At 59.9% G+C, this 16,504-nt stretch carries 13 protein-coding genes; 6 read left to right on the forward strand and 7 right to left on the reverse strand.

Annotated elements, in window-relative coordinates:
- Positions 1-131 precede the first annotated feature (131 nt).
- Complete coding sequence (locus RHM55_RS16590) at positions 132-611, forward strand: RNA pyrophosphohydrolase (protein WP_322177404.1); 480 nt, start codon at positions 132-134, stop codon at positions 609-611.
- A 22-nt stretch (positions 612-633) separates the two neighbouring features.
- Complete coding sequence (gene ptsP / locus RHM55_RS16595) at positions 634-2,913, forward strand: phosphoenolpyruvate--protein phosphotransferase (protein WP_219063619.1); 2,280 nt, start codon at positions 634-636, stop codon at positions 2,911-2,913.
- A 310-nt stretch (positions 2,914-3,223) separates the two neighbouring features.
- Here the strand turns inward: ptsP and RHM55_RS16600 are convergent, their stop codons facing one another.
- Positions 3,224-3,970, reverse strand: coding sequence for an NRDE family protein (locus RHM55_RS16600; protein ID WP_322177405.1), 747 nt, complete (start codon positions 3,968-3,970; stop codon positions 3,224-3,226).
- 116 nt (positions 3,971-4,086) lie between these two features.
- Between RHM55_RS16600 and RHM55_RS16605 the strand changes: the two genes are divergently transcribed.
- The 3 genes from RHM55_RS16605 to RHM55_RS16615 are packed head-to-tail and all read left to right on the forward strand — an operon-like array spanning position 4,087 to position 6,743.
- Positions 4,087-4,872, forward strand: coding sequence for a sulfite exporter TauE/SafE family protein (locus RHM55_RS16605; protein WP_322177406.1), 786 nt, complete (start codon positions 4,087-4,089; stop codon positions 4,870-4,872).
- Positions 4,873-4,908: 36 nt separating this feature from the next.
- On the forward strand, positions 4,909-5,721 hold the full coding sequence (lgt, locus tag RHM55_RS16610) for a prolipoprotein diacylglyceryl transferase (protein WP_322177407.1): 813 nt from the start codon (positions 4,909-4,911) through the stop codon (positions 5,719-5,721).
- Positions 5,722-5,771: 50 nt separating this feature from the next.
- Positions 5,772-6,743, forward strand: coding sequence for a thymidylate synthase (locus RHM55_RS16615; RefSeq protein WP_322177408.1), 972 nt, complete (start codon positions 5,772-5,774; stop codon positions 6,741-6,743).
- A 98-nt stretch (positions 6,744-6,841) separates the two neighbouring features.
- Here RHM55_RS16615 and cadR read toward each other — a convergent pair whose 3' ends face one another.
- Positions 6,842-7,288 carry a Cd(II)/Pb(II)-responsive transcriptional regulator gene (cadR, locus tag RHM55_RS16620; protein ID WP_322177409.1) on the reverse strand — a complete coding sequence of 149 codons (447 nt, stop codon included), beginning with the start codon at positions 7,286-7,288 and terminating at the stop codon, positions 6,842-6,844.
- 80 nt (positions 7,289-7,368) lie between these two features.
- Between cadR and RHM55_RS16625 the strand changes: the two genes are divergently transcribed.
- Positions 7,369-9,633, forward strand: coding sequence for a heavy metal translocating P-type ATPase (locus RHM55_RS16625; protein WP_416152022.1), 2,265 nt, complete (start codon positions 7,369-7,371; stop codon positions 9,631-9,633).
- A 29-nt stretch (positions 9,634-9,662) separates the two neighbouring features.
- Here the strand turns inward: RHM55_RS16625 and hutG are convergent, their stop codons facing one another.
- The 5 genes from hutG to RHM55_RS16650 form a co-directional block, all read right to left on the reverse strand.
- A complete protein-coding gene (gene hutG / locus RHM55_RS16630; protein ID WP_322177411.1) occupies positions 9,663-10,466 on the reverse strand; it encodes an N-formylglutamate deformylase in 804 nt (267 codons plus the stop codon).
- A 16-nt stretch (positions 10,467-10,482) separates the two neighbouring features.
- Positions 10,483-11,688, reverse strand: coding sequence for an imidazolonepropionase (hutI, locus tag RHM55_RS16635; protein WP_322177412.1), 1,206 nt, complete (start codon positions 11,686-11,688; stop codon positions 10,483-10,485).
- Positions 11,689-11,703: 15 nt separating this feature from the next.
- Positions 11,704-13,122 carry an amino acid permease gene (locus RHM55_RS16640; protein ID WP_322177413.1) on the reverse strand — a complete coding sequence of 473 codons (1,419 nt, stop codon included), beginning with the start codon at positions 13,120-13,122 and terminating at the stop codon, positions 11,704-11,706.
- Positions 13,123-13,226: 104 nt separating this feature from the next.
- Entirely contained in the window at positions 13,227-14,765 is a 1,539-nt protein-coding gene (gene hutH, locus RHM55_RS16645; RefSeq protein ID WP_322177414.1) for a histidine ammonia-lyase, read from the reverse strand.
- A gap of 203 nt (positions 14,766-14,968) precedes the next feature.
- Complete coding sequence (locus RHM55_RS16650) at positions 14,969-16,438, reverse strand: cytosine permease (RefSeq protein WP_322177415.1); 1,470 nt, start codon at positions 16,436-16,438, stop codon at positions 14,969-14,971.
- Positions 16,439-16,504: the final 66 nt, after the last annotated feature.

Here is a 16,504-nt window from a genome sequence, read left to right on the forward strand (position 1 = left end):
CTGAAATAGCTGAAAAAAGGCCACCAGAATACGGCGTTTTCACAAGAGTGCACATAAGCTGCGCAGCCTCGTTGCTGCTTTCATAATCTTTGTGGAACAATGCGGCAACATGCGTTTACGAGGTTGTTGCCGTGATCGACCCCGATGGTTTTCGCCCTAATGTCGGGATTATTCTGACAAATGATGCTGGCCAGGTCTTATGGGCTCGGCGAATCAACCAAGATGCCTGGCAGTTTCCTCAAGGTGGAATCAACCCTCAGGAGACGCCGGAAGACGCTTTGTACCGCGAATTGAATGAAGAAGTCGGGCTGGAACGGCATGATGTGCAAATTCTCGCCTGCACCCGGGGCTGGTTGCGTTATCGTTTGCCGCAACGTTTGGTCCGTACCCACAGTCAACCGCTGTGCATCGGCCAGAAACAGAAGTGGTTTCTCCTGCGCCTGATCTCCAACGAGCAGCAGGTGCGGATGGATTTGACCGGTAAACCGGAATTTGATGGCTGGCGTTGGGTCAGTTATTGGTATCCGTTGGGCCAGGTGGTGACATTCAAGCGCGAGGTGTATCGACGCGCCCTTAAAGAGCTTGCCCCGCGCCTGCTAGCGCGCGACTGACGACGGAGTTCGACCCCGAGCCATGCTCAATACGCTGCGCAAGATCGTCCAGGAAGTTAACTCCGCCAAGGATCTCAAGGCGGCGTTGGGGATTATTGTGTTACGCGTCAAAGAGGCCATGGGCAGCCAAGTCTGCTCGGTCTATTTGCTCGACCCTGAATCCAACCGCTTCGTGTTGATGGCCACCGAGGGCCTGAACAAGCGCTCTATCGGCAAGGTCAGCATGGCGCCCAACGAAGGCCTGGTTGGCCTCGTGGGCACCCGCGAAGAACCGCTGAACCTCGAAAACGCTGCTGATCACCCGCGTTATCGCTACTTTGCCGAGACGGGCGAAGAGCGCTACGCGTCCTTCCTGGGTGCGCCGATCATCCACCACCGTCGTGTGGTCGGCGTATTGGTCATCCAGCAAAAGGAGCGGCGTCAGTTCGACGAGGGCGAAGAAGCCTTCCTCGTGACCATGAGCGCCCAGTTGGCGGGTGTTATCGCCCACGCTGAGGCCACCGGCTCGATCCGTGGGCTGGGCCGTCAGGGCAAAGGCATTCAGGAAGCCCGATTCGTCGGTGTGCCGGGTTCGCCGGGCGCAGCAGTGGGTACGGCTTTCGTCATGTTGCCGCCGGCTGATCTTGAAGTCGTGCCGGACAAAACCGTCAGCGACATCAAAGCCGAACTGGCCTTGTTCCAGAATGCCCTGGAAGGCGTGCGCGGCGACATGCGCTCGCTGTCGGCCAAGCTTGCCACCCAGTTGCGCCCCGAAGAGCGCGCATTGTTCGACGTTTACCTGATGATGCTCGACGACGCTTCGCTGGGCAGCGAAGTGACCGACGTAATCAAGACCGGGCAGTGGGCACAAGGCGCGTTGCGCCAAGTGGTCAGCGAGCACGTCAAACGTTTCGAATTGATGGACGACGCTTACCTGCGTGAGCGGGCGTCCGACGTCAAAGACCTGGGCCGCCGCCTGTTGGCCTATCTCCAGGAGGCGCGCCAGCAGACGCTGGTCTACCCCGATAACACTATTCTGGTCAGCGAAGAGCTGTCACCGGCCATGCTCGGCGAAGTGCCGGAAGGCAAGCTGGTCGGCTTGATCTCGGTACTCGGTTCCGGCAACTCCCACGTCGCGATTCTGGCTCGGGCCATGGGTATCCCCACGGTCATGGGCGTGGTTGATCTGCCGTACTCCAAGGTCGATGGCATTCAGTTGATCGTCGACGGCTACCACGGCGAAGTCTTCACCAACCCCAGCGAGATCATGCGCAAGCAGTACGCCGAGGTGGTTGAAGAAGAACGGCAACTGTCCCAGGGCCTCGATGCCCTGCGTGAGCTGCCGTGTGTGACCCTGGACGGGCATCGCATGCCATTGTGGGTCAACACCGGCCTGCTGGCCGATGTCGCCCGTGCTCAGCAGCGTGGCGCCGAAGGGGTGGGCCTGTACCGCACCGAAGTGCCGTTCATGATCAATCAGCGCTTCCCGAGCGAAAAAGAACAGCTGGCGATTTATCGCGAACAACTGGCGGCCTTTCATCCGCTGCCAGTCACCATGCGCAGCCTGGACATTGGTGGCGACAAATCGCTCTCGTACTTCCCGATCAAGGAAGACAACCCGTTCCTCGGCTGGCGCGGGATTCGCGTTACCCTCGATCACCCGGAAATCTTCCTGGTGCAGACCCGGGCGATGCTCAAGGCCAGCGAAGGCTTGAACAACCTGAAGATCCTGCTGCCCATGATTTCGGGCACCCATGAGCTGGAAGAGGCGCTGCACCTGATCCACCGCGCCTGGGGTGAAGTGCGCGACGAAGGCACCGACGTGCCGATGCCGCCGATTGGCGTGATGATCGAAATCCCGGCAGCGGTTTACCAGACGCGCGAACTGGCGCGTCAGGTGGACTTCCTGTCAGTGGGCTCCAACGACTTGACTCAATATTTGTTGGCGGTCGACCGCAACAACCCGCGTGTAGCCGACCTGTATGACTACCTGCACCCGGCCGTGCTGCAAGCCCTGCAAAATGTAGTGCGCGATGCTCACGCCGAAGGCAAGCCGGTCAGCATCTGCGGTGAAATGGCTGGCGACCCGGCGGCGGCCGTGCTGTTGATGGCGATGGGCTTCGACAGCCTGTCGATGAACGCCACCAACCTGCCGAAAGTGAAGTGGATGTTGCGTCAGATCAACCTGAGCAAAGCCAAGGAACTGCTGGCGCAGTTGATGACCATCGACAACCCGCAAGTGATCCACAGCTCCCTGCAACTGGCCCTGAAAAACCTGGGCCTGTCGCGGATGATCAACCCGGCATCGGTGAAAGGGCATTGACCTTTAGCGCCTGACACTCAGCCATCGCGGGCAAGCACAGGGTGTCCCCACGCTCTTACAAGGTGCTGCGGCTTACTGTAGATACCGTCCGCCAGTTTAGGGTCAAACCCAAACCTGCCGGAAGCCCGTGCCGGGCTTATTCGCAGACAAGTCAGCTCCTACCTATCAAAAGCATTGTGCCCACACGGTCTCAGCTTCTGGCCGCTATGCCGTAGGAGCAGACTTGTCTGCGAAAGGCCGGGGTCTTCGGTCGGACCCCGGCCCGATTCGCAGCCTTCGGCAGCGCCTGCAAGGGAGTGACACCAACGCCCTAAACCCGCAACTCAACCTCACCCAAGTGCCCGCCATAGGGCCCGAAACTGTGCTCGACGAAGTGGCGGCTGCCGTCGGCGTTGACGATCAGCGCGCTGCTGGCGCGGGTGCCGTAGCTGGGGCTGGCGATGAATACGCTCGACAGTAAGCTCTCGGTGGCCAGGCCCACGCCGGTATCGGGCAATTCAGCGAACGGCGCTGTCGCCGGATCTCGCAGCAAGGTCAGAAGCCCCGACGGCTGCGGGTCGTCCAGCTGCGCGACCAGGGCGGCCTTGGCCTTCAGCAGTTTCGGCCACGGCGTATCCAGGCTTGCGTTCGACACGCCATAGACGCCTTCCTCCAGGCGTTGCGGGTGCGGATTCACGGCGCTCAGGTAATACAGCGCTTCGGCATTCCCGAGCAACAGATTGAAGCCCGCGTACTCATCGGAGCGGCCCACCACTTCGGCCAGATAGTCCTCCATCGATTGCTCGCCACACAGAAATTGCGCCACCAGCTCGCCTCGAGAGCGACGCCCCAGCGGCTGATTCGGGTTGCGGATATTGGTCAAGGCGGCAAAGCGCCCATCAGCGCCGATACCCAGCCAGGTTCCACCCGCCTCAAGGTCACGTCCGGCATATACGTCGGGTGCCTCTGGCCACTGGGCCAGCGGCACGGTCGGGCGCGCATAAAACTCATCGCGATTGGCGGCGACGACCAATGGCTGGCGATGAGCAGGGCGCCAGGCGAAGACAATCAGGCACATGCGGGACTCCTTTTTTCTTCACTCTACCTTACGGATCAAGCGTACATCACATCGCTCACCGCTAGAGCTGAGTGCCGTGCTTCCGTTACCATGCCTGACTGATTTGAGGGACACCCATGGAATTCCTGCTCTATTTGCTATTGGGCGCCGGCGCCGGCGTGCTGGCGGGGCTGTTTGGTGTGGGTGGCGGGATCATCATCGTTCCGGTGTTGGTCTACAGTTTCACCCTGCAAGGCTTCGATCCGTCGATATTGACCCACCTGGCAGTTGGCACATCGCTGGCAACCATCATTTTTACCTCGATCAACGCGGTGCGCGAGCATCACCGTCTCGGCGCGGTGCGCTGGGCAATTTTTATCTGGATGACCGTGGGTATCCTCGTGGGGGCCGGGTTTGGCGCGCTGACGGCAAAAGCCATCGCCGGCCCGCACCTGCAAAAGATCATTGGCGTGTTCGCCGTGTTGGTGGCCTTGCAGTTATTTGCCGAGTTCAAGCCCAAGGCCAGTCGCGGCGTGCCGGGCAAGGTGGGTCTGACACTCGCGGGCACTGTTCTCGGCTGGGCCTCGGCCATCTTTGGCATCGGTGGCGGCTCGCTGACCGTGCCGTTTCTGGTCTGGCGCAGCGTGCCGATGCGGCAGGCAGTCGCAACCTCGTCGGCCTGTGGCTTCCCGATTGCGGTGGCCAGCGCCTTGAGCTTCATGATCCTGGGCTGGCATGACCCGCGGTTGCCTGCGCACAGCCTGGGGTTCATCTACTTGCCGGCGCTGCTGGGTATCGCCTTGACCAGTATGATTTTTGCGCGCTTCGGCGCCCGACTGGCGCATACACTGTCGCCACGCTTGTTGAAACGAATGTTCGCCGCGCTGCTGCTGTGCGTGGGTATAAGCTTTCTGGTTCAGTAGCTCTAGTGACTAGAGCGTTTTATTTGAGGAGTCGCAATGCTGCCTTACCCGCAGATTGATCCGGTTGCATTGGCCATTGGCCCGCTGAAAATCCATTGGTACGGCTTGATGTACCTGGTTGGTATTGGCGGTGCATGGTTACTCGCTTCACGCCGTCTGAACCGTTTCGACCCGACCTGGACCAAGGAAAAGCTCTCCGATCTGATCTTTTGGCTCGCCATGGGCGTGATTGTCGGCGGCCGACTGGGTTACGTGCTGTTCTACGATTTGAGCGCGTATATCGCCAATCCACTGTTGATTTTCGAAGTCTGGAAAGGCGGTATGGCATTCCACGGCGGGTTTATCGGCGTGATGCTGGCGGCCTGGTGGTTCGGCAAACGCAACGGCAAGTCGTTCTTCGAGTTGATGGATTTTGTCGCGCCGATGGTGCCGATTGGTTTGGGGGCCGGGCGCATTGGCAACTTCATCAACGCCGAGTTATGGGGCAAACCGACCGATGTGCCGTGGGCGATGGTCTTCCCGCCGTTCAGCGATCCGGCGCAGTTGGCGCGTCATCCGTCGCAGCTGTATCAGTTCGCTCTGGAAGGCGTGGCGCTGTTCCTGATTCTCTGGCTGTTCTCGCGTAAACCGCGCCCAACGATGGCCGTTTCGGGGATGTTCGCCCTGTTTTACGGGATTTTCCGTTTTGTCGTCGAGTTCGTTCGCGTGCCGGATGTGCAACTGGGCTATCTGGCCTGGGGCTGGGTCACCATGGGGCAGATCCTTAGCCTGCCGATGATCATCGGTGGTCTGTTGTTGATCTGGCTGGCTTATCACCGCGCTCCCTCGGCCAAAAACGCTGCGGTTTAACACTAAACGCCGGGGATACTGCCCGGCGAGTTCACCGATACAGGTAATTTATGAAGCAATATCTGGATTTAGTCGCCCATGTGATCAAGAACGGGACCTTGCAGGCCAACCGTACCGGAGTGAAGACCATCAGCTTCCCCGGCGCGATGTTGCGTTATGACCTGAAGGAAGGTTTCCCGGCGATCACCACCCGGCGCATGGCCTTCAAATCGGCTGTCGGCGAAATGGTCGGCTTCCTGCGCGGGGTGAATAACGCCGCCGAATTCCGTGCGCTGGGCTGTAAAGTCTGGGACCAGAACGCCAACGAAAACGCGCAGTGGCTGGACAATCCGTTCCGCAAGGGCGAAGACGATCTGGGCGAAATCTACGGTGTGCAGTGGCGTAAATGGCCAGCCTACAAAAGGATTGAGAGCAGCAATCCTGCGGCCATCGAACGGGCAATCAGTCAGGGTTATCAGCAGATCGCTCAGTCCGAAGAAGACGGCCAGGCCTACGTCGTGTTGTACAAGGCCATCGACCAGATTCGCCAGTGCGTCGACACCATCATCAAAGACCCTGGCAGCCGCCGGATTTTGTTCCACGGCTGGAACTGCGCTCAGCTCGATGAAATGGCGCTGCCGCCGTGCCACCTGCTCTACCAGTTCCACGCGAACCAGGAGACTCGCGAGATCTCCCTGACGCTGTACATACGCTCCAACGATCTCGGACTGGGCACGCCGTTCAACCTGACCGAAGGCGCGGCGTTGCTGTCGTTGATTGGTCGCTTGACCGGTTACACGCCGCGCTGGTTCACCTATTTCATCGGTGATGCCCACGTCTATGAAAACCATCTGGACATGCTCAACGAACAGCTCAAGCGCGAGCCATTCCCGGCACCGCAATTGGTGATCTCCGAGCGTGTGCCCGCGTTCGCCCAGACCGGTGTGTATCAGCCTGAGTGGCTGGAGCTGATCGAACCAGGCGATTTTACGCTGGAAGGGTACGAGCACCATCCGGCGATGACGGCACCGATGGCGGTGTGATGCGTTGTGGCTGATCGCTCTCACAGGACTTTCGAGATCTTTGTGGGAGCGAATGCATTGGCAAATGTCTCGACGCGGTGTGTCTTGATGCAACGCGATCAATGCCCGTGGCTTCTTCCCACATGAGAGTGTTCACTCTCTGCCGCCACAACCCCTCCGCTGGCTTCCAGCTGCTGCAAGATCCCGCAATGCTCCAGGGTGCCATCGATGCAGCGCTGACGCAGCTCCAGTAGCTGTGCCTGCAACGCTTGCAGGCTCGCCACCCGGGCGTTGACATGCTGGATGTGCTCGTCGATCAGCGCATTGACGTTCTCGCACTGGTCTTGCGGGCTGTCGCGCAGGCTTAGCAGGCTGCGAATTTCTTCGAGGGTCATGTCCAGGCTGCGACAGTTGCGGATGAACGTCAGCCGTTCGACATGCGCCTGGGTGTAGAGCCGATAGTTGCCATCGCTGCGTGCGGGCGGCGGCAGCAGGCCTTCGCGTTCGTAATAGCGGATGGTTTCTACCTGGCAATCCGTCAGTTTTGCCAGCTCGCCAATCTTCATGGGGATTAATCTCGTTTACGCGCTTGACCCTATAGTGGCTACAGGGTGTTCACTTGGCAACAAGCACCTTCAAGGACTCGATGATGAGCCGCTCTGAACATCCGCATTCCGAACACGACCATTCTGAACATCGCCACGCCAAGCCCCATGCGGCGGCTGATCATGCGCACACCTGCTGTTCGTCAGCCGCCACACCTGCGGTCGTCCAGTTCAACGAATCCGCTTCGTCCTCGGCGCAGTTCAGCAGCTTTCGTATCGAGCAAATGGATTGTCCTACCGAGCAGACGCTGATCCAGAACAAGCTGGGCAAGCTGGCGGGGGTGCACAAGCTCGAGTTCAATTTGATCAATCGCCTGCTGGGCGTCTGGCACGAGTTGCCGTCTACCGATCCAATCTGCGAAGCGATCAGCTCGCTGGGCATGCACGCCGAGCCCGTTGAGAAGGGTGCCAGTGCCGATGCGACTGCTCCTGCGCCGGTGAAAAAACCGTGGTGGCCGCTGGCGTTGTCGGGCGTGGCCGCGTTGGCGTCTGAAGTGATCCATTTTGCCCAGTTGGCACCCAACTGGGTGGTAGCGCTGGTGGCGTTGGTCGCGATTGTGAGTGGTGGCCTGAGCACCTACAAAAGGGGCTGGATTGCCCTGAAAAACTTCAACCTGAACATTAATGCGTTGATGAGCATCGCCGTGACCGGTGCGTTGTTGATTGGTCAATGGCCGGAAGCGGCCATGGTGATGTTCCTGTTCACCGTGGCTGAGTTGATCGAAGCCAAGTCTCTGGATCGGGCGCGTAACGCCATCGGTGGCTTGATGCAGCTGACCCCCGAGTCGGCCACCGTGCAGCAGGCCGACGGTACATGGCTCAAGCAAGAGGTGAAAACCGTCGAGTTGGGTGCGCTGTTGCGCGTGCGGCCGGGCGAGCGAATCGGGCTGGACGGTGAAGTGGTCTCGGGTAACTCGACCATCGACCAGGCACCGATCACCGGAGAAAGCCTGCCGGTAGAAAAAGCCGCTGGGGACAAAGTCTTCGCGGGCACCATCAATCAGGCGGGCTCGCTGGAATATCGGGTGACTGCAGCGGCGAATCACTCAACGCTGGCGCGGATCATTCATGCAGTCGAAGCGGCTCAAAGTGCGCGTGCGCCGACTCAACGGTTTGTCGACAGCTTCTCTAGAATCTACACCCCGGCGGTCTTCCTGCTGGCCTTGGCTGTGGCGCTGATCCCTCCGCTATTGATGGGCGCTATCTGGTTCGACTGGATCTACCGTGCGCTGGTGCTGTTGGTGGTCGCTTGCCCCTGTGCGCTGGTGATTTCCACCCCGGTGACCATCGTCAGCGGGCTGGCGGCAGCCGCGCGCAAGGGCATTCTGGTCAAGGGCGGGGTGTACCTGGAAAACGGGCACAGGCTCGACTATCTGGCGCTGGATAAAACCGGGACCATTACCCACGGCAAGCCCGTGCAGACTGATTACCTGGCGTTAGGCCCCGATGCCCCGGGGATCAGCGACATCACGCGGAGCATCGCTGCCAGTCTGGCCAGCCGCTCCGATCACCCTGTGTCGCAGGCCATTGCCAAAGCCTCGGCTGAGCAGTCATTGACCCTGCATGAGGTCCAGGCGTTCGAAGCCCTGGCCGGTCGTGGTGTGCGCGGTGAGGTGGGTGGTCAGCTTTATCACTTGGGCAATCACCGGTTGGTAGAAGAACTTGGCCTGTGTTCGCCGGAGTTGGAGCTAAAGCTCGACGCAATGGAGCGCCAGGGGAAATCCGTGGTGCTGCTGTGTGATTCCCTCGGCCCGATAGCACTGTTCGCGGTTGCCGATACGGTCAAGGAAAGCAGCCGTGAGGCGATTCGCGAATTGCACGCGCTGGGCATCAAAACCATGATGCTGACCGGCGACAATCCGCATACCGCGAAGGCGATTGCTGATGTGGTCGGTATCGATCAGGCGCAGGGCAACCTGTTGCCAGCAGACAAACTGCAGGCCATCGAAGCGCTTTATGCGCGGGGTCATCGCGTGGGCATGGTCGGAGACGGCATCAACGATGCGCCAGCCCTGGCTCGCGCCGAGATTGGTTTCGCGATGGCGGCGGCGGGGACTGACACTGCAATCGAAACCGCCGATGTCGCCTTGATGGACGATGATCTGCGCAAGATTCCGGCCTTTATTCGCCTGTCACGTCAGACGTCGGCGATTCTCAAGCAGAATATTATTCTCGCTTTGGTGATCAAGGCGGTGTTCCTGATCGTCACCTTCGCCGGCATGGCAACCATGTGGATGGCCGTGTTTGCCGACATGGGCGTCAGCCTGCTGGTGGTGTTCAACGGGTTGCGGTTGCTCAGGAAATAGCGGTCGCCTGACATGATGCTTTCGCGATGTCAGCCTGGATAGCGCTTCTGTCCCCAGTCGATCAGCGTTTGCAGCAGGTTTTGCAGCACCTCTTGTGTGGGCTCGGCCAGGTCTGGGCGGTACTTGAAGGGTTCGAACTCTTCCATGTAGGTGTTTTGCACCAGTTCCAGCTGCACGGCATGGATGTTGTTGGCAGGGTCACCGTAATGGCGGGTGATGTGGCCGCCCTTGAAGCGTCCGTTGAGGACATGGGTGTAATCGGTGGCTGATGCGCAGGTCGCTTCCAGCTCGCGGGCCAGTGTTGTGTCGCAGCTGGCGCCGTTGAACGTACCGAGGTTGAAGTCCGGCAGGCGGCCTTCGAACAGGTGCGCAATCTCGCCCCGAATGGAATGCGCATCGAACAGCAGCGCATAGCCGAATTCGTCACGCAGCCGCGCCAGTTCGTGCTGCAACCTTTGGTGATACGGGGTCCAAATCAGCGCAAGGTAGCGGGCGCGCTCTTCAGCGCTGGGTGCCAGGCCTTCGCGGAACAGCGGCGAGCCGTCAAACAGCGTCGCCGGGAACAGCCCTGTGGTCGCGCCGGCATACAACGGCTTGTCATCGGCCGGGCGATTGAGGTCGATGACGAAACGCGAATACTCGGCCGCCAGGGTGCTGGCGCCGAGTTCGCCGGCGAAATCATACAGCTGCGGGATGTGCCAGTCGGTGTCTGGCAGGCTTTGCGCTGCGTCCACCAGGCCCGCTTCGACCGCCGGGGTCAGGCGCAATCCAGCATGGGGCATGCTGACCAGCAAGGGCAGCCGGCCACGTTTGAAATCCAGAACCTTATTCACACCTACCTCCTGAGTATCACACCAGTGATTCGGCGCCGTGACGCACGATCCGCTTGTCCAGATCGCCGCCCAGCCAGTAAGCCAGGTCCGCTGGCCGTTCAATCTTCCACGCCACGAAGTCGGCGATTTTGCCCACTTCCAGCGAACCATGGGTATCGCCCAGCCCCAGCGCTTTGGCGGCGTTGAGGGTGACGCCCGCCAGGGCCTCTTCCGGGGTCATGCGGAACAGCGTACACGCTATGTTCAGCATCAAGCGCAACGACAGGGCCGGCGAAGTGCCGGGGTTCAGGTCGGTGGCTATCGCGATGTTGACCCCGTATTTACGCAGCGCGTCCATGGGTGGCAATCGGGTTTCCCGAAGAAAGTAGAAGGCTCCCGGCAGCAGCACTGCGACGGTGCCAGACGCGGCCATGGCGATGGCATCGTCTTCGGTCATGAACTCCAGATGATCCGCCGACAACGCGTGATAGCGCGCCGCGAGGCTGGAGCCGCCCAGGGATGACAGCTGCTCGGCGTGCAGTTTCACCGGCAGGCCCAATTGAGCCGCAGTGATAAACACCTGCTCAACCTGCGCGGGCGAGAACGCCAGGTATTCGCAGAACGCATCCACCGCGTCCACCAGACCTTCCGCCGCCAGTGCCGGGAGCATCTCGTGGCAGATATGGTCGATGTAGTCGTCGGCGCGGTTGGCGTATTCCGGCGGCAAGGCGTGGGCGGCCAGGCACGTACTGCGTACCGTGACCGGGAGCACTGCACCCAGCCGACGGATCACCCGCAGAATTTTGCGCTCACTGGCCAGGTCCAGGCCGTAGCCGGATTTGATTTCCACCGTGGTCACACCGTCGCGGAGCAAGCGCTTGAGACGCTGCTCTGCACTGGCGAAGAGTTGATCTTCGCTGGCGGCGCGGGTGGCGCGTACGGTACTGGCGATGCCGCCACCGGCCGCCGCGATCTCTGCGTAGCTCACGCCTTGCAAGCGCTGCTCGAATTCGCCGCTGCGGTTACCGCCAAAAACCGTGTGCGTGTGACAGTCGATCAGGCCTGGCGTGACCCAGGCACCGCCCAGGTCGACGACGTTGGTATGGTCGTACGCGGGTTGTTCAGCCTGCGGGCCGATCCACTCGATGTGCTCGCCTGACGTCATGATCGCGGCATCCTCGATGATCGAGTACTTACCTTGCGCCATGGTCGCAACGTGACAGTGTTGCCAGAGCGTTTTCATCTGCGGCCTCCGAGGTCAGTGAGGTGAGAAAAGAGAAGGTTCAGACACTAATCGCGCCTTTGGTGTGCCCGGTTTGACCCAGATCCGGTAGGCAATCACCAGCAGCACGATCCATATCGCACCGACGATCAGTGCCGCCCGGCTGTCCGGGAAATAACCCAGCACGCCAAATATGAACAGCATGAACAGGATCGCCGCCGCCGGGGCATAGGGCCAGAACGGCACCGGGAATTTCAGTTGCGCGACCTCTTTGCTGTCCATTGAACGACGCATGGCGACCTGCGTAAACAGGATCATCAGCCAGACCCAGACCGTGGCGAACGTCGCGATGGACGCTATCACGAGGAACACGTTTTCCGGGATCACATAGTTGAGAACCACGCCGCCAAGCAGGGATGCACCCATGACCAGCACGCTCATCCATGGCACACCCTGGCGCGACAGTCGGGCAAAGCTTTTCGGCGCCTGGCCTTGCTCGGCGAGGCCATACATCATGCGTCCGGCACCGAAAATGTCGCTGTTGATCGCCGATACCGCAGCTGAAATCACCACGATATTGAGAATGGTCGCGGCCGAGGAAATGCCCAGTTTGTCGAAAATCTGCACGAATGGACTGCCTTGGGTCCCGATCTGTGGCCAAGGGTAGATCGACATCAGCACGAACAACGTCAGCACGTAGAACAACAGAATGCGCAATGGCACGGCATTGATCGCACGGGGGATCACGTGCTGTGGGTCTTTGGCTTCACCGGCCGTGATGCCGATGATTTCGATGCCGCCGAAGGCGAACATCACCACCGCCAACGAAGCGATCAGGCCGCCGATCCCGTTGGGCATGAAGCCGCCATGGGCCCAGAGATTACTGATGCCTGCGACCGTTTCAGGAGTAGAAGCGCCGGACGAGCTGATGCCAAACAGCATGATGCCCAGGCCGCCGAGGATCATTGCGACGATGGCGCTGACCTTGAGCAGGGACAGCCAGAACTCTGTTTCACCGAAGACTTTGACGCTGCACAGATTGAGCGCGCCGATCAGGAATACGATGCTCAGCACCCAGATCCAGCGCGGCACATCGGGGAACCAGAACCCCATATAAATACCGAATGCGGTCACGTCGGCGAGGCAGACGATGATCATTTCAAAGGCGTAGGTCCAGCCCAGGACAAAGCCTGCCATGGGCCCGAGATACGTGCTGGCGTATTGGCCGAACGAGCCAGACACAGGGTTATGCACGGCCATTTCGCCAAGGGCACGCATGACCATGAACACCGCTGCGCCACCGATCAGATAGGCCAGCAACACGGCCGGCCCCGCCATCTGGATCGCCGACGCGGAACCGTAGAACAAGCCGGTGCCGATGGCTGAGCCAAGGGCCATGAATCGAATGTGCCGAGCGGAGAGTCCACGCTTCAGGCCGGTTGGGTGTGGCTTCATATCGCATCCCTTATTTTTGTTGTATGGCGAGAAGTGCTGCGAATCCTGGCCTCCGGGTTCGCAGCACTTCTCCCATAACGAACCGGTCCAGGTTCGGCAGTGATTTACAGGCTTGGCAACAGATTGGCGGGCACCAGCGTGTTCAAGCAGTTGGATGCCAGCAATTGGCAGGCGGCTTCGATGTCCGGTGCGAAGAAGCGGTCCTTATCGTAGAACGGCACTTTGCTGCGCAGAGCGGCGCGGGCTTGTTCGAGTTTTGGCGAGGTTTTCAAGCCATCGCGGAAATCCAGACCCTGACAGGCCGCTAGCCATTCTACGGCGAGAATGCCCCGAACGTTCTCAGCCATTTCCCACAGACGCTTGCCGGCAGCAGGAGCCATGGACACATGGTCTTCCTGGTTGGCAGAGGTCGGGATGCTGTCGACGCTGTGCGGGTGGGCCAACGCCTTGTTCTCGCTGGCCAACGCGGCTGCAGTCACTTGCGCGATCATGAAACCGGAGTTCACGCCGCCATTGGCCACCAGGAACGGTGGCAATTGCGACATGTGCTTGTCCATCATCAACGAGATGCGACGCTCGCTGAGGGCACCGATTTCCGCCAGGGCGAGGGCCAGGTTATCCGCCGCCATGGCGACCGGTTCAGCGTGGAAGTTACCGCCCGAGATCACTTCGCCTTCAGCGGCGAACACCAGCGGGTTGTCGGAAACGGCATTGGATTCGACGGCCAGCACTTCAGCGGCCTGACGCAGCTGGGTCAGGCATGCGCCCATGACTTGTGGCTGGCAGCGCAGCGAGTACGGGTCTTGAACCTTGTCGCAGTCGATGTGGGAGTTAGAGATCTGGCTGCTTTCACCCAACAGGTCGCGGTAGCAGGCAGCGGCGTCGATTTGTCCGCGTTGACCGCGAGCGGTATGAATCCGGGCATCGAACGGTGCGCGCGAACCCAGCACGGCTTCGACCGTCAGCGAGCCACAGGACAGCGCGGCGGCGAACAGGTCTTCGCCTTCGAACAGGCCGCGCAGGGCAAACGCAGTGGAGACCTGAGTGCCGTTGAGCAGCGCCAGGCCTTCCTTGGCCGCCAGGGTCAGGGGTTTCAGACCAGCAATGGCCAGGGCGTCAGTCGCTTGCAGCCATTCGCCTTTGTGACGGGCTTTGCCTTCGCCGAGCAATACCAGGGACATGTGCGCCAATGGCGCGAGGTCACCGGACGCGCCGACCGAGCCTTTGAGCGGAATGTGAGGGTAAACCTCGGCATTGATCAGCGCGATCAAGGCGTCGATCACCTGACGGCGAATACCCGAAAAACCACGGCTCAGGCTGTTGACCTTGAGCACCATGATCAGGCGCACCAGTTCATCGCTGATCGGCTGACCGATCCCGGCTGCGTGGGACAGCACCAGCGAGCGCTGGAGGTTTTCCAAGTCTTCGCTGGCAATGCGCGTCGATGCCAAAAGACCGAACCCCGTGTTGATACCGTAGGCGGTACGGTTCTCGGCGAGAATCTGCTCGACGCAGGCCACGCTGTTTTCAATTTGTTGCGAGGCACTTTCATGCAGGCGAAGGGTTACCGGGTGGTGGTAAATCACTCGCAATTGCGCCAGGGACAGTTGGCCGGGGGTCAGGTTTAACTCAGTCACATTCATACTCCCTTGTGGGTGTTGATTAATGCCGGCTGCTTGAAGCCAACGCTTGTCGGCTGGGCCTTGTGGGCGTTTGCATCGGCTATCTTGGAAAGGCGGTGTTCACAATAAGTTCGCGAACATCGGCTGTAGGTATTCATTGTTCTTGAGGATCGCCGCGCTTCAGTTTTCACGGTCTCTCCCACTAACGAGTGCATTGGCGACCGTCAGTTCAGTGCGGCCTGGGATCGCAAATCCGATGGCATTCCTTCGGTCGTGTCGTTGTCTACCGGCAAAATCAGGCGATCTGGAATTGCGCTGTGCCATTTTTTGGCGATCAGGTAGTACGCGACGGCAGGCACCACCAGACCAATGATCCAGGATATATCGGTATCGCCCAGGGGCTCGACCAAGGGGCCGGTGTAGAAGTGGGTGGAAATGAACGGCATTTGAATCAATACGCCCAAGACATAGACGCTGATACCGATCCAGTTCCAGCGACCATAGCGGCCATCCGGGTTCGACAGCGCCGGGATGTCGTAGCGCTCTTTGGTAACGCAGTAGAAGTCCACCAGGTTGATCGCGCTCCATGGCGTGAAAAACGCCAGCAGGAACAGGATAAACGCCGAAAAGTCCTTGAGGAACGAGTCCTTGCCCAGCAAGGCCAGCAACGTTGCTACGCCGACCATGGCGAAGATGTACGTCAGTCGCAGACCACTGGAGATATGCCGGTTGCCACGAAAGCCACTGACGATGGTTGCGATCGACATGAAGCTGCCGTAGGCGTTGAGGGTCGTGATGGTGACTTTGCCGAATGCCACGCTAAAATACAGCAGGGCTGCGACAACGCCAGTGCCGCCGAGGCTGACGATGAACGACACCTCGTGGTGGGCGAATTGCTTACCCGCCAATGCGGCTGCGAACACACCGAACACCATCGATGCTTGTGCACCAATGATCGAACCCAGGCCGACTGCCCAGAACGTTTTAACTGCCGATATGCTGCGCGGCAAGTACCTTGAGTAGTCCGCCACGTACGGGCCGAACGCGATCTGCCAGGAGGCCGACAGCGAAATCGCCAACAGAAAGCTGCTCAATGAGAAGTGCTTGTTGCCCAGCAGCGCGCCAACATCATTGCCTTCCAGCAAGGCGCCAAACAGGTAGATGAACGCGATCACCCCAATCACGCTCGCCACGCGGCCAATCGCGTGAATGGCCCGGTAACCGAAGATGGTCGCCACCACGATCAACCCCGCGAAGATAACGATGCCTTGCCAGTCCTGCACATGAAGCAACTGCGCCAGCGCCTGTCCCGCCAGTAACGAACCACTGGCCGAGAAACCGATGTACATCAGGCACACCAACACCAGCGGGATCACCGCGCCATATACGCCGAACTGCACGCGGCTGGAGATCATTTGTGGCAAGCCCAGTTTCGGACCTTGCGCCGCGTGCAACGCCATAACCCCGCCGCCCAGCAGTTGCCCGACCAGCAAGCCAATCAACGACCAGAACACATCACCGCCCAGCACCACGGCCAATGCCCCGGTGACAATCGCAGTGATTTGCAGGTTGGCACCCAACCACAGCGTAAATTGACTGAACAGACGACCATGTCTTTCCCCGTCGGGGATGTAATCGATCGAACGCCTTTCGATCATTGATTTGTTTGCAACACGATCATTTGGAACAGCCATGCGACCACCTTCTATGGGGGAATGCGAAGAACTCTGTAGGAGCCGGCTTGCCTGCGAATGGGGCGG

Source organism: Pseudomonas sp. MH9.2 (assembly GCF_034353875.1).
GTDB lineage: Bacteria > Pseudomonadota > Gammaproteobacteria > Pseudomonadales > Pseudomonadaceae > Aquipseudomonas.

What these genes read in the sequence shown, in the direction of transcription:
- RHM55_RS16600 (WP_322177405.1), bottom strand. Translation starts at nt 3,970, where the DNA reads ATGTGCCTGATTGTCTTCGCCTGGCGCCCTGCTCATCGCCAGCCATTG.
- RHM55_RS16650 (WP_322177415.1), bottom strand. Translation starts at nt 16,438, where the DNA reads ATGGCTGTTCCAAATGATCGTGTTGCAAACAAATCAATGATCGAAAGG.
- RHM55_RS16615 (WP_322177408.1), top strand. Translation starts at nt 5,772, where the DNA reads ATGAAGCAATATCTGGATTTAGTCGCCCATGTGATCAAGAACGGGACC.
- hutI (WP_322177412.1), bottom strand. Translation starts at nt 11,688, where the DNA reads ATGAAAACGCTCTGGCAACACTGTCACGTTGCGACCATGGCGCAAGGT.
- lgt (WP_322177407.1), top strand. Translation starts at nt 4,909, where the DNA reads ATGCTGCCTTACCCGCAGATTGATCCGGTTGCATTGGCCATTGGCCCG.
- RHM55_RS16605 (WP_322177406.1), top strand. Translation starts at nt 4,087, where the DNA reads ATGGAATTCCTGCTCTATTTGCTATTGGGCGCCGGCGCCGGCGTGCTG.
- ptsP (WP_219063619.1), top strand. Translation starts at nt 634, where the DNA reads ATGCTCAATACGCTGCGCAAGATCGTCCAGGAAGTTAACTCCGCCAAG.
- hutH (WP_322177414.1), bottom strand. Translation starts at nt 14,765, where the DNA reads ATGAATGTGACTGAGTTAAACCTGACCCCCGGCCAACTGTCCCTGGCG.
- cadR (WP_322177409.1), bottom strand. Translation starts at nt 7,288, where the DNA reads ATGAAGATTGGCGAGCTGGCAAAACTGACGGATTGCCAGGTAGAAACC.
- RHM55_RS16640 (WP_322177413.1), bottom strand. Translation starts at nt 13,122, where the DNA reads ATGAAGCCACACCCAACCGGCCTGAAGCGTGGACTCTCCGCTCGGCAC.
- RHM55_RS16625 (WP_416152022.1), top strand. Translation starts at nt 7,369, where the DNA reads ATGATGAGCCGCTCTGAACATCCGCATTCCGAACACGACCATTCTGAA.